This window comes from Pseudomonas viridiflava (assembly GCF_001642795.1).
In the GTDB taxonomy this organism is placed as follows: Bacteria; Pseudomonadota; Gammaproteobacteria; order Pseudomonadales; family Pseudomonadaceae; genus Aquipseudomonas; species Aquipseudomonas viridiflava.
In genome coordinates this window covers 95,888-114,803 of record NZ_LKEH01000023.1, presented here as the reverse complement: position 1 = coordinate 114,803, position 18,916 = coordinate 95,888, and the positions used below count along the sequence as shown (strand labels likewise).

The 18,916-nt window shown below is 59.5% G+C and carries 15 protein-coding genes and 2 pseudogenes; 11 read left to right on the top strand and 6 right to left on the bottom strand.

What is annotated here, in order from left to right; all coding sequences use genetic code 11:
* The first annotated feature begins 130 nt into the window (after positions 1-130).
* Positions 131-646, top strand: coding sequence for a DUF4142 domain-containing protein (locus AO065_RS09410; protein WP_004882392.1), 516 nt, complete (start codon positions 131-133; stop codon positions 644-646).
* A gap of 188 nt (positions 647-834) precedes the next feature.
* Here the strand turns inward: AO065_RS09410 and AO065_RS09405 are convergent, their stop codons facing one another.
* Together AO065_RS09405 and AO065_RS09400 are read right to left on the bottom strand one after the other, a co-directional pair.
* Positions 835-1,014, bottom strand: a complete 180-nt coding sequence (locus AO065_RS09405) for a hypothetical protein (RefSeq protein WP_004882391.1) — start codon at positions 1,012-1,014, stop codon at positions 835-837.
* A 36-nt stretch (positions 1,015-1,050) separates the two neighbouring features.
* A complete protein-coding gene (locus tag AO065_RS09400) occupies positions 1,051-1,932 on the bottom strand; it encodes a manganese catalase family protein (protein ID WP_004882390.1) in 882 nt (293 codons plus the stop codon).
* A gap of 429 nt (positions 1,933-2,361) precedes the next feature.
* Here AO065_RS09400 and AO065_RS09395 point away from each other — a divergent pair, with 429 nt between their 5' ends.
* The 6 genes and pseudogenes from AO065_RS09395 (at position 2,362) to AO065_RS27760 (ending at position 7,431) form a co-directional block, all read left to right on the top strand.
* Positions 2,362-2,586 carry a DUF6555 family protein gene (locus AO065_RS09395; RefSeq protein ID WP_004882389.1) on the top strand — a complete coding sequence of 75 codons (225 nt, stop codon included), beginning with the start codon at positions 2,362-2,364 and terminating at the stop codon, positions 2,584-2,586.
* Positions 2,587-2,644: 58 nt separating this feature from the next.
* Complete coding sequence (locus AO065_RS09390) at positions 2,645-2,908, top strand: hypothetical protein (RefSeq protein ID WP_004882388.1); 264 nt, start codon at positions 2,645-2,647, stop codon at positions 2,906-2,908.
* A 199-nt stretch (positions 2,909-3,107) separates the two neighbouring features.
* Positions 3,108-4,388, top strand: a pseudogene (locus AO065_RS27775) (HAMP domain-containing protein); the annotation flags it as partial.
* Entirely contained in the window at positions 4,389-5,258 is an 870-nt protein-coding gene (locus AO065_RS27770; RefSeq protein WP_412778741.1) for a methyl-accepting chemotaxis protein, read from the top strand.
* Positions 5,259-5,517: 259 nt separating this feature from the next.
* Positions 5,518-6,528, top strand: a pseudogene (locus tag AO065_RS27765) (methyl-accepting chemotaxis protein); the annotation flags it as partial.
* Positions 6,529-6,567: 39 nt separating this feature from the next.
* Positions 6,568-7,431 carry a methyl-accepting chemotaxis protein gene (locus AO065_RS27760; protein ID WP_406656106.1) on the top strand — a complete coding sequence of 288 codons (864 nt, stop codon included), beginning with the start codon at positions 6,568-6,570 and terminating at the stop codon, positions 7,429-7,431.
* Positions 7,432-7,693: 262 nt separating this feature from the next.
* On the opposite strand, the gene AO065_RS09375 is transcribed toward AO065_RS27760, so the two are convergent.
* Positions 7,694-8,479: a substrate-binding periplasmic protein gene (locus tag AO065_RS09375; RefSeq protein ID WP_004882385.1), complete on the bottom strand. Its 786-nt coding sequence runs from the start codon at positions 8,477-8,479 to the stop codon at positions 7,694-7,696.
* A 247-nt stretch (positions 8,480-8,726) separates the two neighbouring features.
* On the opposite strand from AO065_RS09375, the gene AO065_RS09370 reads away from it, so the two are divergent.
* From AO065_RS09370 to AO065_RS09355, 4 genes are read left to right on the top strand one after another with little or no spacing between them, the layout of a single operon-like run.
* On the top strand, positions 8,727-10,481 hold the full coding sequence (locus tag AO065_RS09370) for an ABC transporter permease (RefSeq protein ID WP_004882384.1): 1,755 nt from the start codon (positions 8,727-8,729) through the stop codon (positions 10,479-10,481).
* A 21-nt stretch (positions 10,482-10,502) separates the two neighbouring features.
* Entirely contained in the window at positions 10,503-11,804 is a 1,302-nt protein-coding gene (locus AO065_RS09365; RefSeq protein ID WP_004882383.1) for an ABC transporter ATP-binding protein, read from the top strand.
* Between the two features lie 51 nt (positions 11,805-11,855).
* The gene (locus AO065_RS09360; RefSeq protein ID WP_032651045.1) at positions 11,856-12,920 is read left to right on the top strand and encodes a sensor histidine kinase; all 1,065 of its coding nucleotides are present in this window, start codon (positions 11,856-11,858) and stop codon (positions 12,918-12,920) included.
* On the top strand, positions 12,920-13,558 hold the full coding sequence (locus AO065_RS09355) for a response regulator transcription factor (RefSeq protein ID WP_004882381.1): 639 nt from the start codon (positions 12,920-12,922) through the stop codon (positions 13,556-13,558). Before AO065_RS09360 ends, AO065_RS09355 begins: the two co-directional genes overlap by 1 nt.
* A 101-nt stretch (positions 13,559-13,659) precedes the next feature.
* Here the strand turns inward: AO065_RS09355 and AO065_RS09350 are convergent, their stop codons facing one another.
* The 3 genes from AO065_RS09350 to AO065_RS09340 all read right to left on the bottom strand — a co-directional run bounded on the left by AO065_RS09350 (position 13,660) and on the right by AO065_RS09340 (position 18,455).
* Positions 13,660-15,543: an acyltransferase family protein gene (locus AO065_RS09350; protein ID WP_004882380.1), complete on the bottom strand. Its 1,884-nt coding sequence runs from the start codon at positions 15,541-15,543 to the stop codon at positions 13,660-13,662.
* A 271-nt stretch (positions 15,544-15,814) separates the two neighbouring features.
* Positions 15,815-17,143 (bottom strand): glycoside hydrolase family protein, encoded by a 1,329-nt coding sequence (locus AO065_RS09345; RefSeq protein ID WP_004882379.1) that lies wholly within the window; start codon positions 17,141-17,143, stop codon positions 15,815-15,817.
* Positions 17,144-17,153: 10 nt separating this feature from the next.
* On the bottom strand, positions 17,154-18,455 hold the full coding sequence (locus AO065_RS09340; protein WP_004882378.1) for a hypothetical protein: 1,302 nt from the start codon (positions 18,453-18,455) through the stop codon (positions 17,154-17,156).
* Between the last annotated feature and the right edge of the window lie 461 nt (positions 18,456-18,916).

Genomic DNA, 18,916 nt, shown 5'->3' with positions numbered 1-18,916 from the left:
ACCAGTTGCAGCCTGGTTGAAGGCGCGCAGGCCGACCGTCAAAAAGGCTGAACGCAGATTTTCGAGAGGGGTCGTAAAAGTCGTGTCGTCATCGACGACGTATCTGGCCCATAAAAAAGGATGACCGAAAATGACCAACTATTTTCGTATGAGCGCTCTTGCTGTGATGCTGTCGCTGGGTTCGCAGGTGGCCTTGGCCGCTGATGACTCCGCAGACTTTGTAGATAACGCTGCTGCCAAAGGCATTGCAGAGGTTGAAGCGGGCAAAATGGCCCAACAGAAAAGCGCCTCAGCGGATGTGAAAACATTCGCCGAGCACATGATAAAAGAACACACAGAAGCCAATGAGCAGCTGAAGAAAATCGCTCAAACCAAAAAGCTTGAAGTGGCGGACGACGCCATGCTGATGGACAAGGCGAAGGCGATGATTCTCGATTTGCGCGACGAGTCGTTTGATAGGTCCTACGCAAACAATCAGGTCATGGCGCACGAGCAAACCATCAAACTGTTCAAGGAACAGGCGGCTGAAGGGACCGACCCTGATGTGAAAGCGTTTGCAGAAAAGACACTGCCGACGTTGGAAAAGCATCTGACAGAAGCCAAAAAACTGGCCGCCGCTCACGGCGGTGACGCTGCCAAACAGTAACGTTTGCAGTGATGCCGCATGACCGGGACCTCTGTTGAGGAACTGCGTCATGCGGTTATTTGATACGGTTCCTGATCAGCCATTAATAACTTTTCTTTTGATCCATAAAAAACCGGCGCAAGGCCGGTTATTTTATTGACTTGAACATGCCTCGCCGTTAAACGAGGCCGTTCATGGTGATGGCAGCGTTATCGACTCGGTAAGTTATTATCCAGCAGCGACGCAACACCGAATACTTTGGTGGCCATCACTACTTGAAAACCTCGACGGGCCAAACGTGCCTCTGCATCAAAAGATTGAAGTCCTTTATCAAAGACGGCGTTGCCGATCTCTATCTTCGTCGTGACACGTGTACGGTTTGTTTTCATGATGCTCATCCTTAATAACGGTTTAAGTCGCTGTTATCAACTTTCCTTGCCTTGTACAAACCCCGATCCCAGGTCCGCGCCGGTAATGGGGTTGGCCTCAGGGTCGGACATGGTCCGGACTTTCATGGCTTCCAGAACCTGAGCATCGTCCGCGCTCAAGGTCACTGACGCCGAACCGTCGCCTCCATCCACTGCCGGTTGTGGCGACTCGACGTATTCCCACTCGCCGCCCTGGTTCCACGCACCGCGCACATTGGGTTCGCCCGACATGTTGAAGTACTTGTTAGTGAACTCGGGCATGCCAGGCAACTTGCCCTGCGGGAAGTTGGGCTGAATGGCGTGCAGGGCTTTTTCGAAGGACAGTTGGTGAGCGATCTCGCGCGTCATCAGAAAGCCCAGTGCGTCTTTTACGCCCGGATCATCCGTGACGTTCATCAGACGCTCGTACACGATCTTGGCCCGTGCCTCGGCAGCGATGTTGGAGCGGAAATCTGCGGTCGGCTCGCCAATCGTGTCGATGTAGGCGGCAGTCCATGGCACACCTGCGGAATTGACCAGCGGCGCTCCGGCGCCATAGAGCAGACTGGTGATATGGGAGTCATTGCCAGCGCCGTTCAGGGACCGGTACAACTCGCCTTCTTCCTCGATACCTTCCGCCAACTGGCCCTTGGCGCCCTTGTTGAGCATCACGATAATGGAGCCGACGATCTCCAGATGGCTCAGTTCCTCTGTCGCGATGTCCATCAACAGATCCTTGCGACCTGGATCGTCTTCACTCAGGCCCTGGGTGAAGTAGCGGCCTGCTGCGGCAAGCTCGCCTTGCGCGCCGCCGAATTGTTCCAATAGAAGGTTGGCAAGCCCCGGGTTCGGACGGGCTACACGTACGGTGTACTGAAGGCGCTTGTTATGTATGAACATATCATTTCCTCAGGCTGACTCTTTCGGTAAGCATGTGTCCACGGGTTGAACACGATGCGGTGCAGTCATGGGTTATGAAAGAGCGAGGCGAAGAACGTTGCTCAAAACTATGCAGTGACGGGATGAATGGTTGAAAAAACCGAGTTCAATAGAATTTCGTTATTTCCCACCTGTCGGTGAGAAAGTTTGAAGAAACGGCGGATAGCCCCGGATGACGGGGAGTGCATCCTGTTGACCGGAACCCTCTCGGGACACCGACTTTTTTGCACTTATTAACAATAACTATGAATTAAGTTGATTCGTTTTAATCCAGATGAGCGCACTCGAGTCATGGCTATATGATATCGCTTAAAACAGGTTCTAAAATACTGGGAATTTTTTGAAATGAGCACGATCTGTTTTGCGAGTGGACAAAGCAGGAGTAACAAAATGGCTGATGAAAAACACTACCGGATCGATTATTTATTGCACGGTAGCTATAAGACCTTCTACATCAGGGCCGTCGACATGGACAATCAGGAAGCCTGGCATTGGGCGACGGTTGATGCAGGGTTTGGCGCGATTCCCAAGTACCGTTCCGACAGGGTGCCAAAGCTGAGCAAACCTCAGGCCGAGAAACTGGGGCTTTCGAATGTGGAGTGGAAACGAGCGTAAGGTTAGATGGCTGAGTAGGTGATAGACGTTCACCAGCGTGCAGGTTCGATGTCGCACGATGGTGGATGGAGGTGATGTGATCGATCTGATTCAGTGGCCCGCAATGGCCGTGACGTTATTGGCAGCCTGGTTCATCGGGTCGCAACGACCTGCCAGGCGCATGCTCGCCTTCTGGTGCTTCATCTTCAGCAACTTCCTCTGGATCATTTGGGGCCTTCACGCCCATGCCTATGCGCTGATCGTGCTCCAGGCAGGTCTCTGCGTCATCAATCTCCGGGGTTTCAAAAAGAATCGGGACGGCGCCAGAGACGATTCCGAATAATCCCTCACGACTGCTTTCCCGCCGGTAACTACTGGAAACAGTGAGTTACACAAGGTGGTGGTTCGGTACGTTGACAAATGCTCGGTTTTTGTCGGTTTCCCCTCCTCACGTTTATCGCCAGCACGCCGATAGGCCGGTATCAGATTGCATGACCCCCATTGAACTAACCAATCGGGGCAAGCTCTGAAGTGATGTCACAATGCCTTCACTTGGTCGGTACACCCTCCCATTTGTAAACGTGACTTACTGCCATCTGTCGCGACGTAAAGAAGGGAGTTCTTTCAGCCGGATCAGGCCCCCTTACTATAAAGAGAACGATATGAATATCCTGTCGCCCGGTATCTACCTGACCAACCGCCTGCGTTTTCCTGCCAAGTTCACTGTCCTTGCCATTATCATCGTCATTCCGCTGCTTGTGCTTGGAATGCGTGTGTTCAACAGCCTGAACGCAAGTATCGACACCGTCGCGCAAGAGCGTGTGGGTCGTGAATACTTGCACGTTGTGACACCGGTATTGCGCCTTTCCATGCTGCAGCGCGCAATGACCAACCGCGTGTTGACGGGCGATACTTCGGCCACTCAAGACTTTGTTGCCAATCGCGCTCAACTGGAAACGGCGTTCGCCAATCTGGCCGACATGGACGCTCGCCAGGGCCGCACGCTGGAGACTGAAAACCGCGTGCAACGCCTGCGTGACAGCGCTCGTACCATCATGGATGGCGTAAAGCCTGGTGCATCGCCGGATGAAGCGTTCGCTCAGTGGAATGAGCAACTGACCCAGACGCTCAACTTCATTTATTACCTGTCGGCCACGTCCGGGCTGGTGCTGGATGAAGACTATGCGTCGCTGTTTCTGATCGACCTGAGCACCATCCGCATGCCGCGCCAGATCAATATGGCCGGGCAGATCCGCGGAATATCTGCCGCCCTGAGCACCGGCCAGAATCTGAGCCCCGGCATGCGAAGTTCGCTCGACAGCCTGTTCAAACAGGAAGCGCAAACCCGGCTTGAACTGGAACAGAGCATCCGCTTGCTCAAGCGTCGTGCGCCTGAGCTGACTGAACGCGTCAACGCGCCGGTCGTAGCCGCCATTGCCGCGATGGACAGCTATCGCGATGACCTCAAGGCTTATGTATCGGGCACCTCCCTGTCGGCTCAACAAGGGCTATCGTTCAGTGCTCGTGGCAACGCAGTGGTTGCTGGGTTCTACAAGGCACAGGACGAAATCCAGACATCGCTGCAAGGCGAACTGGACACACGTTACGACGCACTGCTGCTGCAGCGCGAAATCGTCATCGGCATGTGCGTGATCATGGGCCTTTTGCTGCTCTATGCGTTCTGCAGCATCTACAAGGCCTTGCGTCTGGCCATCGACGGTTTGCTTGACGTCACACGCCGTCTGGCTGACGGTGACCTGAGCGCACGTGTCAATGTGACCAGCCAGGACGAGGTGGCCGATATCGGCACAGGGTTGAATCTCATGGCCGAAGCCTTCTCCGGCTCCATCTCGCACATGGATCGCACCTCTTACGAGCTGTCCGAAGTGGCTGCGCGTCTGGGCAACTCCATCAGTCTGGCCAAGGAGTCGATGAACGCCCAGCAGGCCGAAACCGAACAGGTGGCGACCGCCATCAACGAAATGACCGCCAGTGTCGCCGACGTTGCGCAAAACACCGAAGGTGCCGCGCAGGCCGCCGACGAAGCGAACACGGCATCACGCACCGGGCTGCGCGTCATGCATCAGGCGCATTCGACCATCCAGGCTCTGGCAGAAGAAGTGGAACTCAGCGCTCAGAAAGTCCAGGCGCTGGCGCTGCACAGCCAGTCGATTGGTGGCGTGATCCAGGTGATCAGCACCATCGCCGACCAGACCAACCTGTTGGCGCTGAACGCGGCCATCGAAGCGGCGCGTGCCGGTGAGCAGGGCCGTGGCTTTGCGGTGGTGGCCGATGAGGTGCGCACGCTGGCGTCGCGTACCCAGTCGTCGACCGAAGAAATCCGCAACATCATCCAGCAGTTGCAGGGTGCGACCGAGGCTGCCGTGCAGCAGATGCAGGCCGGTCAGCAAAAAGCACAGGCGTGCATCAGTGCCGCTGGCGAAGCCTCGGGCAGTCTGTCGAGCATCAGTCAGGGCGTGGAGCGGATCGTGGAAATGAACACCCAGATCGCCAGCGCCGCCGTGCAACAGCATGCCGTGTCCGAAGACATCAACCGCAACGTGATGGGCATCCGCACCAGTTCGGGCACGCTGATGCAGGGCATCGAGAACAACGCCACCACGGCCAGCGAACTGGGCCGCGTCGCCAGCGAAATGCGCTCGGTGGTGTCGCGCTTCAAGCTGGGGGCGTGATTCGGGCTGAATAAACGTTCTCTGCTGAACGAACACGCTTTTGTGGGAGGCGGCTTCTCGCGCTTCCCCTTTTGCCACGTCAAATCGCTGTGTCGACGCACAGCGAATCTCCCTGAATCAGCGCTCTTGCCGCTGATTCTGTCTTTTTGGTCAAGTTATGCCTGATGTCGGCCGATAGCTCTGGCGCGCAGGTTTGCTGTTCATAAAAACAAATCTTCAGCTCTTTCGTTGCGCATAAAAAGCATATTCAGGAGATTGCATGAACAGCAGCTTTGCGAACATCAGCGTCAACATGAAGTTGGCCCTGGGCTTTGGGGCAGTCCTTTTCTTCACTGCCATACTCGCGCTCGTCGGCTGGACCAGCCTCGACAAACTCATCTACCGCACCGACAGAATCGGTGACATCACCCAACTCGGTAACAAACTGACCGACCTGCGCATTGCCCGTCTGCAGTACATGCTGACCGATGGCGACGAAACTGCAGCGCAGAACATGCAGGGCAAGCTGGATACCTTCAAGAAGCACCAGCAATCGCTGCTCAGCACGTTCACCAACCCGGTCAACGTCAAGCCTCTCAGTCAGCTCACCGACGTCATTCGCGCTTATGAAGCATCGTTGAACCAGATGCGGGCGGTCTACCAGACCAGCGCCAGAGTGCGTGCCGAGATGACGGCCAATGCCACGACGGCCACACAGTCGATCGATGCGCTCAACAGTGCCGTTTTGCAGATGGACCCATCGGACCCGGCCCGCTTCGATCAGGTCCAGTGGGTGAACACCGCTCGGCAGGACCTGACGCTGGTGCTTTATGAAGTGCGCGGTTACACCGGCAAGCCTGACGACAAATCAGAAAAGGCCGCCTTCCAGCAACTGGACACCGCCATCCAGCACCTGGACGGCCTCAAATCCACGTTTGGCGCGGCCAGAGTCGCGCAGCTGGAAAACGGACTGCGCAGCTATCGCAGTTCGGTCGAAGCCTTCAAGGCCACGACCGTCGAAGCTGCAACCGTGCGCAAGGACCTGACCACGCAGGGCGCAACCATCGTCAAGCTGGGCGATGAGCTGTACGACCTGCAAATGAAGCTTGGCGATGACGATACCGCTCAGGCGCGTAGCCTGCAGATCGGTTGCATCCTGCTGGTGCTGGTCCTCGGCATTCTGGCTGCGGTGATCATCACGCGTCAGATTACGCGTCCGTTGCAGGAAACCCTGGCGATTGTCGACCGCATTGCCTCTGGCGACCTGACGCACAACGAAGTCGTTACTCGTCGCGATGAACTGGGCGTGTTGCAACAAGGCATTCAGCGCATGGGTGCAACCCTGCGGGATCTGATCTCCGGGATTCGCGATGGCGTAACGCAGATTGCCAGCGCGGCTGAAGAACTCTCGGCGGTCACTGAACAGACCAGCGCTGGCGTGAACAGCCAGAAGGTCGAGACCGATCAGGTTGCCACCGCCATGCATGAAATGTCGGCCACGGTGCACGAGGTTGCACGCAACGCCGAGCAGGCGTCCGTTGCTGCCGCCGATGCCGACAAGGAAGCTCGCGCCGGTGACAAGGTGGTGGGTGAGGCCATCGGCCAGATCGAACGTCTGGCTGCCGAGGTCGTGCGCTCATCCGACGCGATGACCGTACTCGAGCAGGAAAGCGACAAGATCGGCAAGGTCATGGACGTGATCAAGGCCGTGGCCGAACAGACCAACCTGCTGGCGCTCAACGCCGCCATCGAGGCAGCACGCGCTGGCGAGGCAGGTCGTGGATTTGCTGTCGTGGCTGACGAAGTGCGAGGCCTTGCGCAGCGCACTCAGCAATCGACCGAGGAAATCGAAAGCCTGGTCGCCGGTCTGCAGAACGGCACCCGTCAGGTGTCGGAAATCATGCTCGGCAGCCGCACGCTGACCGATAGCAGCGTCGAGCTGACCCGCAAGGCCGGTGTGTCGCTGGAAAGCATCACCCGGACCGTGTCCAACATTCAGGCCATGAACCAGCAGATCGCTGCTGCCGCCGAGCAGCAAAGTTCAGTGGCCGACGAGATCAGCCGCAGCATCGTCAATGTGCGTGACGTGTCCGAGCAGACCGCAGAAGCCAGCGAAGAAACCGCCGCCTCCAGCGTCGAACTGGCGCGCCTGGGTGGGCAGTTGCAAATGCTGGTCAGCCACTTCCGGGTGTGATGGCTGAATGTAAGGGGAACCTGTGAGGCGCGCTGCCTCGCAGGAAACACCCTTGCTGTGGGAGGCGCCACCACGTCGACGTAACGCTGTCACGCAGCAAACACCGGATGGTGGGAGGCGGCTTGCCGGCGATGCAGTCGACGCGGTATGTCAGGAAAATCGCATCATCGTTCATCGCCGGCAAGCCGCCTCCCACGGTCCCGTCTTTGCTGCAAGACAGCGCTGTGCCAGATACACAGGGGCATCTCCCACAAAATCGCGTTCAGCAGGACTTGCCGCCGCTGACGCATGCCTTCGTCGATGCGTTGGGCAGGTAAGCGTCGCGGATGCGCTGCAGTTCGCCGCGGCGCTGCATGTCGAGGATCGCGGCATTGATCTTCGGCAGTAGCGAGGCGTGCCTGTTCAACAGCATGATCGACAGACTCGACTCATTCAGCAGAGCGCCTCGCCGGAATCGGTCGGGATCTATCTGATGGGTAGTGGCGAGGTAGTCGTACAGGTCATCGACCATGGCGACGGCATTCACGCGTTTGTTGGCGAGCAACTCCAGCAGCGCCGAGTCCTCCGAAGTTTCAAGCCTGGTGATGCGCTTTTCCTCAAAGGCTGTGTCCAGCGCGCGGTAGGTATACCCCCGGATCATGCCGATCGTTACATTGCGCAGTTTACTCACGGGCTCATTTGAAAGCGGATCATCTGCGGCAAAGTACAAGTGTTCGCGTACCGCCAGATAAGGCACCGAGAATACATACTTGCTCGCGTCGTTTTCGCTGGTCCAGCTGGGTGACTCGGCATAACTGATATCGATCTGTTCTTTGTCCAGCATCACTTGCATGCGGTTGGCCGGATAGGACACAAACTGCACATCAATGGCCGCCTGTTTGAAGACCTGACGAGCGATATCGGTCGAGACGCCTCGCAGCGTGTTGTATTCGTCGGTATAAATGAAGGGGCGCCACTCTGTGCTGGCCGCCACGTACGGCTGAGCCAGTGCGGTGGGTTGAAAACAGGCCCAGGCGCACGTCAGGACGAGAAAACGAACTACCTTCATTCACTATCCTTTCGTGGTTTATTCATACGCCGTTGGCCGCTAAGCCTTTATATACCTTCGTATATGACACTCATACTTTCGGGTCTGCAGCGTCTACGTTTGCAGGTTTTAAACACCGGTCAAAAGTCTATAAGCTTTTATACAACGAGTGGTTAAACACTCACTGCCCTTTTTTATGTATCCGCTGACAGTCCGTTTTCTGAAACGCTGCCGGCGCGTACCCGTGCAGCCGCGTCGAGGTGAGTCCATGCAGTCTATTTTCGAGTCCGGCAAGCGTCTGCGAGTCTCCCGATATGGCGACGCCAGAACACGCGCACCTTATGGGGTCGATATCGTCTGCCTGGGCCTGCTGGCAATGGTCGTTGCGTTGCTGCTGCACGGTGTCGGACAGATGTTCCAGCCGCTGTCGCTGCTGACCTCAAGCCCGATGACCCTGGACCCGGCGAACCTGCCGGAATACGCACTGCGCACCACGCTGCGCATGTTCATCGCCCTCGCGGCATCGCTGGTCTTCACCCTGGTCGTGGCCACACTGGCCGCCAAAAGCCGCAAGGCCGAACAGGTGATCATTCCGGCGCTGGATATTCTGCAATCGGTCCCGGTGCTCGGCTTTCTGACCTTTACCGTGACCTTCTTCATCGGCCTGTTTCCGGGGCGGCAGCTGGGCGTCGAATGCGCGGCGATCTTTGCCATTTTTACCAGCCAGGCCTGGAACATGGCGTTCAGCTTTTATCAGTCGCTGCGCACGGTGCCCAATGACCTGAGTGAAGTCAGTCGTCAGTTCGGCCTGTCGCCGGTACTCAGGTTCACCCGTCTGGAACTGCCGTTCGCCATTCCGGGGCTGGTCTGGAACATGATGATGTCAATGTCCGGCGGCTGGTTCTTCGTGGTGGCCTGCGAGGCGATTTCGGTCGGCGACACCACCGTCAATCTGCCCGGCATCGGCTCGTGGCTGGCGCTGGCGATCGAGCAGAAAGACCTGACGGCGATTGCCTGGGCCGTCGCGGCCATGGCGCTGGTGATTCTGGCCTACGACCAGTTGCTGTTCCGGCCGGTCGTGGCCTGGGCGGACAAGTTTCGCTTCGAGCAGACCGCATCGCAAAAGCGCCCACGCTCGTGGATGTACAGCCTGCTGGGCCGCTCCCGACTCGCGCCGCTGCTGGGCACTGTGCTGGCCGCGCCCTGGAAGGGCCTGATGCTGATCAATGGACGCGGTTTGACGCGCTTCTGGAACGTCAAGCCTGCGCCGGGTGTCAGCCGGTTCCTCGATACTGCCTGGCTTGGGCTGGTGATTGCTGGCTGTCTGGCCGCCAGCATCTGCCTGTTCCGGTTCATCGAAGCATCGCTCGGGTTCGGCGATCTGGCCACCGCGCTCGGACTGGGACTGACCACCATGCTGCGGGTGATCGTGCTGATCATCGTAGCCAGTGTGATCTGGGTGCCGATTGGCGTGTGGATCGGTCTGCGCCCGGTGTGGGCCGAGCGGCTGCAACCCGTCGCGCAGTTTCTGGCGGCCTTTCCTGCGAACGTGCTGTTTCCGTTTGCCGTGATCGCCATTGTCGGCCTGCACCTGAACCCCGATATCTGGCTGTCGCCGCTGATGGTGCTCGGCACCCAGTGGTACATCCTGTTCAACGTCATCGCAGGGGCCAGCGCCTTGCCGACCGACCTGCGCGAAGCGGCCACCCTGTTCAACATGCGTGGTTGGCAGTGGTGGCGTCGGGTGGCGTTGCCGGGTGTGTTTCCGTATTACGTCACCGGCGCGCTGACAGCGTCTGGCGGTTCGTGGAACGCCAGCATCGTCGCCGAGGCCGTGTCCTGGGGCGACAAGCATCTGGAGGCTGCCGGCCTGGGTTCGTACATCGCCAACGCCACTCAGGCGGGTGATTACGCACGGGTCGCGCTGGGCATTGCCGTCATGTCGATCTTCGTGATCGCGTTCAACCGGTTGCTGTGGCGCCCGCTGTACGGGTTCGCCGAGCGACGTCTGAGTCTTGTGTGATTGTGTGTGGAGGATGCCACGATGATGGCTGTCGAAAAGCGTTGCCTGGTGGATGTGCAGAAGGTTCGTCATGTGTACGGCAAGGCCAGCAAAGAGCGGCTGGTGCTGGACGATGTGACGCTGCAACTCAACGAAAACGAAATCATCGGCCTGCTGGGCCGCTCCGGCTCGGGCAAATCCACGCTGCTGCGCTCCATTGCAGGGCTGGTGGTGCCGACCGATGGGCAAGTGACTTTTCCTAACCGCACGCCGGGCAAGGCCATGTCGGTGGGCATGGTGTTCCAGAGCTTTGCATTGTTTCCGTGGCTGACGGTGCTGGAAAACGTCGAGGTCGGGCTTGAGGCTCAGGGCGTTCCGGCTCAACAGCGCCGCAAGCGGGCGCTGGCGGCCATTGACCTGATCGGTCTGGACGGTTTCGAGAGCGCCTATCCCAAGGAGCTGTCGGGCGGCATGCGCCAGCGGGTCGGCATGGCGCGTGCGCTGGTGATCGACCCGGATGTGCTGCTGATGGACGAACCGTTCTCGGCGCTCGACGTGCTGACCGCCGAAACCCTGCGCACCGATCTGCTGGACATGTGGAGCGAAGGCCGCATGCCCATCAAGTCGATCCTGATGGTGACGCACAACATCGCCGAAGCGGTGCTGATGTGTGATCGCATCCTGCTGTTCTCGTCCAATCCGGGGCGGGTGATCAGTGAGATCAAGGTGGATCTGCCACAGCCGCGCAACCGTCAGGACCCGGTCTTTCAGGCGCTGGTCGAAGACATCTACGTGCTGATGACCCAGGACAGTGACGCAGGCGAAACCCGTCAGGGCGTGTTCCCGGGAACCGGGCTGGGCATGGTGCTGCCGCACGTGTCCACCAACGCGCTGGCCGGTCTGATCGAGGCGATTCATGCGCCGCCCTACGGCATGAAGGCCGACCTGCCGGAGCTGGCCGGTGCGCTGCATTACAACGCGGACGAGCTGTTCCCGATTGCCGAAGTCCTGCAACTGCTGCGTTTCGCCGAACTCAAGGGCGGCGACATTCGTTTGCTGCCTGCGGCCAACCGTTATGCACTGGCGGACGTGGATGAGCGCAAGCATCTGTTCGCCCAGCACTTGCTGAGCTTCGTGCCGCTGGTGGCGCATATTCGCCGGGTGCTGGATGATCGTTCGACGCACACGGCTCCTGCACGCCGCTTTCGGGATCAACTGGAAGACTTCATGTCCGAAAGCGATGCCCGCCAGACGCTCGACTCGGTAACGCAGTGGGGACGTTACGCCGAGCTGTTCGCCTACGATGAACTGGCGGATCAGTTCAGTCTGGATAACCCATCCTGAGGCGTGTCGGCGCATACTGCGCTGGCCCTTTGAACGAGCGAGAGGTTGCAGATGCGCGAGCCTGAATCCTTTGGCAAAGCTGCGATGGCGATTCGGCTGGCCGCCTTGCTTGGGCTGGCCGTGGTGATCGCGATTGCCGACACCCTGACCGATCTGGAAATTGCCGTCGGTGTGTTCCAGATCGCCGTGGTGCTCATGGCGGTCCGGTTTCTGCCGGTTGCCGGTGTGATCGCCATCGCGCTGACCTGTATGGCGCTGACGGTGCTCAGCTACGAGTTGACGATTTCCCGAGGCAGCGAGGCGGCGCTGATCAACTGCATTATCAGTCTGGCGGCGATTGCGATGGTGACCTATCTGGCGCTGCGCATGGCGGTGGCAATCCGCTCCGTTCACGAGGCGCGCTCACAACTGGCGCAGATCGCCCGGGTCAACATGCTGGGTGAGCTGACTGCGTCCATCGCCCATGAAATCAATCAGCCGCTGTCGGCCATCGTCACCAGTGGCAATGCGTGCACACGCTGGCTGGCTGCCGAGCCGGTCAATCTGGACCGGGCGCGGCAGGCGCTGGCGCGCATGATCGGCGATGCCAACCGGGCGGGCGATATCATCGTGCGGGTGCGGGCGCTCGCCAAGCGCTCGGCGGCGCACAAGGAATGGATCAACGTGGCCGATACCGTGGCCGAAATCGTATCGCTGGCCCACAGTGAAATCGACGAGCAGCAGGTCGCGCTTACGGTCGAGGTGTCGGAAGGGTTGCCACCGCTGCTGGCAGACAGGGTTCAGATCCAGCAAGTGCTGCTGAACCTGATGCTCAACGCGGTGGACGCGATGCGCAGGGTCGAGCCCGGTCAGGCGCGGCTGGCGGTGAAGGTGGATGTGAACGCAGGCGGAGAGGTGAAGTTTTCGGTGCGTGACAATGGCATGGGCGTGGCGCCGGAAAACATTGATCGCATCTTCGATGCGTTCTACACGACCAAGGAGGAGGGTATGGGGATTGGTCTGGCGATCAGCCGGTCGATTATCGAAGCACATGGCGGGCGCATCTGGGTGATGCCCGAGCCGTCAGTCGGTGCTACGTTTCACTTCACTCTGCCCACCGGAAAGATGGACACCTGATGAACACGACCGACCCCGCTGCGCAGGCTGAAGAGCCGATCATCTACGTGATCGACGACGACCTGTCGGTGCGCACTTCGCTGGAAGACTTGCTGGCCTCGGTCGGGCTGCGCAGCCTGCTGTTCGGCTCCACCCAGCAGTTCATGGACACGCCCCGGCCCGATGCGCCGGGTTGCCTGATTCTGGACATCCGCATGCCGGGCATGAGCGGTCTGGATTTTCAGGAGCAGATGGCGCGTTCGGGGATTTTTCTGCCGGTCATTTTCATCACCGGGCACGGCGACATTCCGATGTCGGTGCGCGCCATGAAAGCCGGTGCGGTGGAGTTTCTCACCAAACCGTTTCGCGAGCAGGACCTGCTGGACGCCATTCAGCAGGGCCTGGCGCTGGACCGCGTGCGGCGTCAGAACGCGGCGGTGCAAGCCGAGCTGCAGCGCAGGCATGCGAGCCTCAATGCGGGCGAGCAGCAGGTCATGGCGCTGGTGGTCGCCGGTTTGCTGAACAAACAGATAGCCGCCCGCCTTAACGTCAGCGAAATCACCGTCAAAGTCCGCCGCGGCTCGGTCATGCGCAAGATGGAAGCCGATTCACTGGCCGAGCTGGTGAGGTTTGCCGAGCGTTTGCAGGCAGGTGATTGAGTGCATGGAGCGGACGCAGAGCGTCCTGAGCTGCATTCCCACGCTGGAGCGTAGGAACGATCAGGGATCTCGGGCACGCTGAGCGGACGCAGCACACGGCGCTAATTCACCAACTCCGGCAGCACATAGTTCTTCACCACAAACAGCGAGCCTTCGGTGCTCAGATGGCCCGAATCGATCTGCAGCAGCGAGTCGGTATCCTCGAGTCGCACCAGACAGGCATCGGCTACGCAGAGTTTGTCGATCAGGGAGACGAACTGGATATCCGCCGATGCCGCCAGTTGCCGGGTCGCCTGATCCACCGCCATGACGCTCTGGTCGAGGGCCGGGTCGCTGATGTGTGATTCATTCAGCCCCCAATGGCGGCTGGCGATGACGCTGGGCAGCGACGGACTCCACTGGGGCAGAGGACCGATCAGCACCACGTGTTTCACGCCGTAACCCTTGAGCCGGATCGCGATGCCGTTCCAGTCGGTCTTGTCGTGTCCGTCCTTTTGCGCGATGACCACGATATCGGGGTGCAGCGTTTCGATGCTGTGCAGGGCCAGTCTGTTGGAATAGTCGCAGGCCCGGCTGGTCGGCGATGTGCGGCCTTGATGGACGCTCAGGCTGGGACGGCAACTGGCGGACGCGACCTGATAGAACGGCGTGTCTCTGGTCAGCAGGGTGCGCAGACCGAGCGACAACGCCTGTGCATGTGAGTCGCCCCACAGGAATACGCCGCCTTCGCCTTGTTTGCGCGTACACGACTCATCGATGCCCGACTGCCCGCGCTGAGTGAACGCAGAAAACGCGTCGCACTTGAGCCAGTAAGGCTCGTACAGATTCTGCTGTCGATTGACGTAGTCCTGAATGAACGACGCTTTTTCGGACAGGCTGATCTCGCGCATCGGCGAGACCACGCCCTGTGTCGCGCTCACTGCCGCGCCGCCGACGAACACCATGCCGACCAGCGTACCGAGAGTGGCGAACCTCCAGCGGGCACCTTCGCGCCAACGACCTGTGGACCTTTCGATCAGGCCGTACGAAGCCACACTCAGCAGGAAGGCCGCGCTCATGCCCAGCAGCACATTATCGGTATCGCCCAGCCAGCCGGCGTAGTTCATCAGCACCACCACCGGCCAGTGCCAGAGGTACAGCGAGTACGACAGCTTGCCGGTCCATTGCGACAGCGCATTGGTGGTCAGAAACGAGTCCTGCCGGGCAGCGATGATCACTGCGAATGTTCCCAGCACAGGTAACAGGACCAGATAGCCCGGCCACAGGTCCTGCACCGACACCAGAAAGAAACTCGCCATCATCAGCGCCAGCCCGACGCCTTCCAGCATGCGCTTCTGAGCGCTGCGCAGCTTGAAGGGAAACAGGCAGGCCACGCCGCCCAACAGCAACTCCCAGGCCCGGGTCGGCAGCAAATAGAACGACGCCTCGGGCCAGCGTGCTGAAGCAAACACGCACAGCGCGAAGCCGATCACGCTGCCGCCCAGAATCCACCAGCGCAGATTCCTCAGCGCCACGAAGCGACTGAGCACCAGCAAGGTGATCGGGTACAGCAGATAGAACTGCCATTCCACCGACAGCGACCAGGTATGCAGCAGCCATTTCTCATGGGCATTGGCAGTGAAATAACCCGCTTCGCGCCAGTAGATGAAGTTGGAGACGAAGCCCAGGCTGCTCGCGACATGCGTGCCCAGAGCGCTGTAATCCAGCGGCAGCAGGTAGAACCAGCCCAGCGCCAGCAAGGCGATGCACACCACCGCCAATGCCGGAATGATGCGCCGCGCCCGTGATCGATAGAATGCAGTCAGGCTGAAGGTGCCATTCTGGAAGCCGCACAGAATGATGCCCGTGATCAGGTAGCCCGAAATCACGAAAAACACATCCACCCCGGCAAAGCCGCCCGGCAGCCAGGCGGGATGGAAGTGGAACAGCAGCACAGCGAGAACCGCGATGGCACGCAGGCCATTGATGTCTTTTCTGAAGTCCATGGGAGAGTGCCGGCCAGTGGATGATCGGGGTGATTGAGCGGCGGATTCCGCCAGGTCTTACGGCAAACTCCGGACCGTGGGAGGCGGCTTGCCGGCGATGCAGTCGACGCGGTATGTCAGGAAAATCACGCCATCGTTCATCGCCGGCAAGCCGCCTCCCACAGTCCGGGTTTGCTGTGCGAAAGCGCTTCGTCGAAGACGTGGTGGGGCTTCCCGCAAAGTGGTGTTTTTTCAGTCGGCCAGGTGCTGCCTGGTCGTCAGTCCTCGCGAACTATTCCTTCCGAACCATCTGCCCGCCATGACTCAACGGGTTCAGCCGGATGATCTTGGGAAAGTTGATCAGGTTGATCGACGCCGAGCACTGACCACCTTCGCAGCTCCAGGACTGACGACTGTCCACTTCTCCGCGTTCGGCATAGGCGGTGTCGATCATGCGTACCGGGCCGTTCATGCTGGCCTGACTGACCACCTGCACATCACGCGGCTTGCCGATGGCCCAGGCCACCAGCACCCGCTCGTTGCCCTTGGTGAAGTGCAGCTGATAGAGGTTCGGCTCCAGCGAACTGGCCTGAGCGTCGTAAGTGAAGTCGCGAACCACCGGCGCGATGGCTTTCATCATGATGTAGGCGGGTTTGGGCGAAAGGTCTTCGTTGAGCAGGCCGAAGTTGTGTTCCTGGTCATAGCGATCCGGGCCGTCGTTGTAGAGGTCGAACCACCACATGCCTTTGACGTTGGGAATGGTGCGGGCCAGAAAGTAGATCCGCGCCATGTACAACGCCTGGGTTGTCTCACTCTTGCCGCATGGCCCCTGATGGCTGGGCCAGCCCATTTCGGTCAGGTAGATCGGCACGTCTCGACCAGCCTTGGTGCGGATGTACTGCTCGTAGTCGGCCATCCAGCCCACCCAGGCTTCAGGTGTATTGCCATCGGTTGCCGAGCAGTGGACGTAGGGATGCACGGACAGACCGTCGACCAGGTCCAGCGCGCCGCTTTCGATCAATGGGTCGGCGAAACCGAGCCTCATGCCGTCGGGCGTCACCGAGCCTGCCAGAATCTTCGCTGGCGGGCCGGTGACGTTGCGTGTGTTCTTGCGAATCACGGGCACGGTTTTCTGCACCAGCGTCACGTAGTCCAGCGCCAATTGAGGGTCGTCGGAGGCCTCCAGGTCCCACTCGTTCCAGATCTCGTAGTAACTGATGCGGTTGCCCAACTGGCGGGTGACGTAATCGACGTAATTCAGAAACGCGCTCATCACCACCGGGTCCCGGGGCTTCTTGTTGTCGTGAAAGTAGGTGCTGTAACCCAGTATCGCCAGCCGGCTCATCTCCAGCTCGCGGGCGATGGTCAGGTAGTTGCGCCAGTTGTCGGTGATGCGCAACTCGTGAGGGTAAGGGGCTGCGGTTGACCAGAAAGCGTCGTCCTTGACCGAGTTGAAGCCGGCCTGGGCGGTCAGGTCCAGTGGTTGTTTGAGCTTGCGGTCGAAGTTCATCAAGTGCGTCGCGATGCCGACGATAAAGGGCGATTCGGCGTGAGCCACAGGCATGCCGCTCAGGCAGCCCAGCAGCAGGAGATACGCGGTGTGGCGTAAAGCGTGCTTCATGGCGGCCTCTTCAGCGCAGGTTCGGCAGGGCGGTCAGGTGCAGGTCGGCCGGTCTGGACGTCATGGCCTCCTGCTTTGCGGTGATGACATAACCGATGGCCAGGCCTGCAAACAGATTGGCCACGGCGACTTCGAACATGTCCGTGGTCCAGCTGATCAGGCACCAGCAGACACTGATCGACAGCAGCATGCGACCGACTCGGCTTTCATCCTCGATCAGCTTGAACAGCAGTGGAATCTGCAGGGTGTACAGCAACCCGCCGACCACGCCGAGCATCGCCCACAGGTACAGGGCCGAGTTGTCCATACCGAGAAAGATTTCAGAGCCTTCCACCGGGAAAATGCCCATGGTGCTGCCGACCATGCCGAAGCCTGCGCCGGTCAGCACCCAGCCTTCGCGGATCAGGGCATTGATCACGTTGGGCCAGGTGTTGATCAGCCGGTCATAGAGCGATGCCAGCGAGCTGCCGCTGCTGCTGACCGTGAGTGCGTCGAAGCTCATGACCATGCCAAGCGTTGGCAGCAACAGCCCGATGAATACCACCAGCACGCATAGAATCCGGCAGGTCCAGCTCATGCGCTGAATCATCAACAGGCCCATGGTCAGGGCGAACGCCCCGGCCGGCGCTTTACTGGTAGTCAGCACGATGGCGTAGAGTGCCACCGCACTGAGCAGCATCATTACCAGTCGCGAGCGCAGGAACATGAACAGGTACAGTGTGTAAAAAGCGATCAGGATCGACAGCACATTGGACACCCGAGCGAAGCCTGCGACGCGGTCCACGTCGTCCGCGCTCCACGTGGTGTTGGCACTCAGCTCGGTTTCGCCGACGTTGTAGCTGTAGCCCTTCCACGGCACGGCGGTGAGTTTGTCCAGCGCCACCCCGGCCAGCGAGGCGAGCAGGCAGAAGCCGATGGCCCAGCACAGTATCTTTCTGCGATGGATCAGGTGCTCGCTGCACACCAGGCCGAACACCAGAGGGCTCAGGGCGAACAGGCTGAAGGCCAGATTGTGCGGACTGGCGCGGTGCAGCATGGCGATCAGCCCGGAAACCGCCCACACGATGACGAAGGTCCAGAACAGGCGTCCGGCCTTGAAGGTCCGCAGCTCCAGCGCGAACAACAGGATGCAGGCGACTTTGGGCAGATAGAGCAGCGGGCTGATACCGGCCTTGTCGAAATAGAAGCGCAAGGCCCCGGAAAAGGTCTCGACCAGAATCAGGCTGATCGCGACCAGCACGACCACGGTGGATTTATCGAAGGAAATGATCGACGACGAATCGCCGGCTCTGTTCGCAGGATTCAGCTCCATGATGTCTGCCTTCTGAATGGCGTCAGGAAATTCGAACGGACAAAGCTACCGCCCGACGACCGCGACAGGCGGGTCGATAGAAGGGGAAGCCTTTGGGGATGATGAGAAGTCTGGAGCGAATGCTCGCAACGGCGTGACAAGACGTATATCAGTCGCAGTTCGGGAAACTGTCAATTAATTCGTCAGGATTGGCGGATTATCCGATGAGTGCCGCACCCCTGGGGGTGACACAGAGCATGGGCACGATCAGCGCACCTGAGATATCTGATCGTCCCCACGCTCTGCGCTCATCGTTATACACAAGTCCGCAAGACGCGCAAAACGTGGGCCTAAACGAAAGTGACTGACTGAATGCATACCCCGTGGGAGGCGGCTTGCCGGCGATGGCGTCAGTTCAGTCACTGACAGGTCGCCTCAGAAAAAGCATCGCCGGCAAGCCGCCTCCCACAGTCCGTGGTCGC

Coding starts and splice junctions, on each gene's coding strand:
- AO065_RS09405 (WP_004882391.1), bottom strand. CDS start 1,014: ATGAAAACAAACCGTACACGTGTCACGACGAAGATAGAGATCGGCAAC.
- AO065_RS09360 (WP_032651045.1), top strand. CDS start 11,856: ATGCGCGAGCCTGAATCCTTTGGCAAAGCTGCGATGGCGATTCGGCTG.
- AO065_RS09350 (WP_004882380.1), bottom strand. CDS start 15,543: ATGGACTTCAGAAAAGACATCAATGGCCTGCGTGCCATCGCGGTTCTC.
- AO065_RS09355 (WP_004882381.1), top strand. CDS start 12,920: ATGAACACGACCGACCCCGCTGCGCAGGCTGAAGAGCCGATCATCTAC.
- AO065_RS09365 (WP_004882383.1), top strand. CDS start 10,503: ATGATGGCTGTCGAAAAGCGTTGCCTGGTGGATGTGCAGAAGGTTCGT.
- AO065_RS09340 (WP_004882378.1), bottom strand. CDS start 18,455: ATGGAGCTGAATCCTGCGAACAGAGCCGGCGATTCGTCGTCGATCATT.
- AO065_RS09400 (WP_004882390.1), bottom strand. CDS start 1,932: ATGTTCATACATAACAAGCGCCTTCAGTACACCGTACGTGTAGCCCGT.
- AO065_RS09395 (WP_004882389.1), top strand. CDS start 2,362: ATGGCTGATGAAAAACACTACCGGATCGATTATTTATTGCACGGTAGC.
- AO065_RS09370 (WP_004882384.1), top strand. CDS start 8,727: ATGCAGTCTATTTTCGAGTCCGGCAAGCGTCTGCGAGTCTCCCGATAT.
- AO065_RS09345 (WP_004882379.1), bottom strand. CDS start 17,143: ATGAAGCACGCTTTACGCCACACCGCGTATCTCCTGCTGCTGGGCTGC.
- AO065_RS09375 (WP_004882385.1), bottom strand. CDS start 8,479: ATGAAGGTAGTTCGTTTTCTCGTCCTGACGTGCGCCTGGGCCTGTTTT.
- AO065_RS27770 (WP_412778741.1), top strand. CDS start 4,389: ATGGCCGAAGCCTTCTCCGGCTCCATCTCGCACATGGATCGCACCTCT.
- AO065_RS27760 (WP_406656106.1), top strand. CDS start 6,568: ATGGGTGCAACCCTGCGGGATCTGATCTCCGGGATTCGCGATGGCGTA.
- AO065_RS09390 (WP_004882388.1), top strand. CDS start 2,645: ATGGTGGATGGAGGTGATGTGATCGATCTGATTCAGTGGCCCGCAATG.
- AO065_RS09410 (WP_004882392.1), top strand. CDS start 131: ATGACCAACTATTTTCGTATGAGCGCTCTTGCTGTGATGCTGTCGCTG.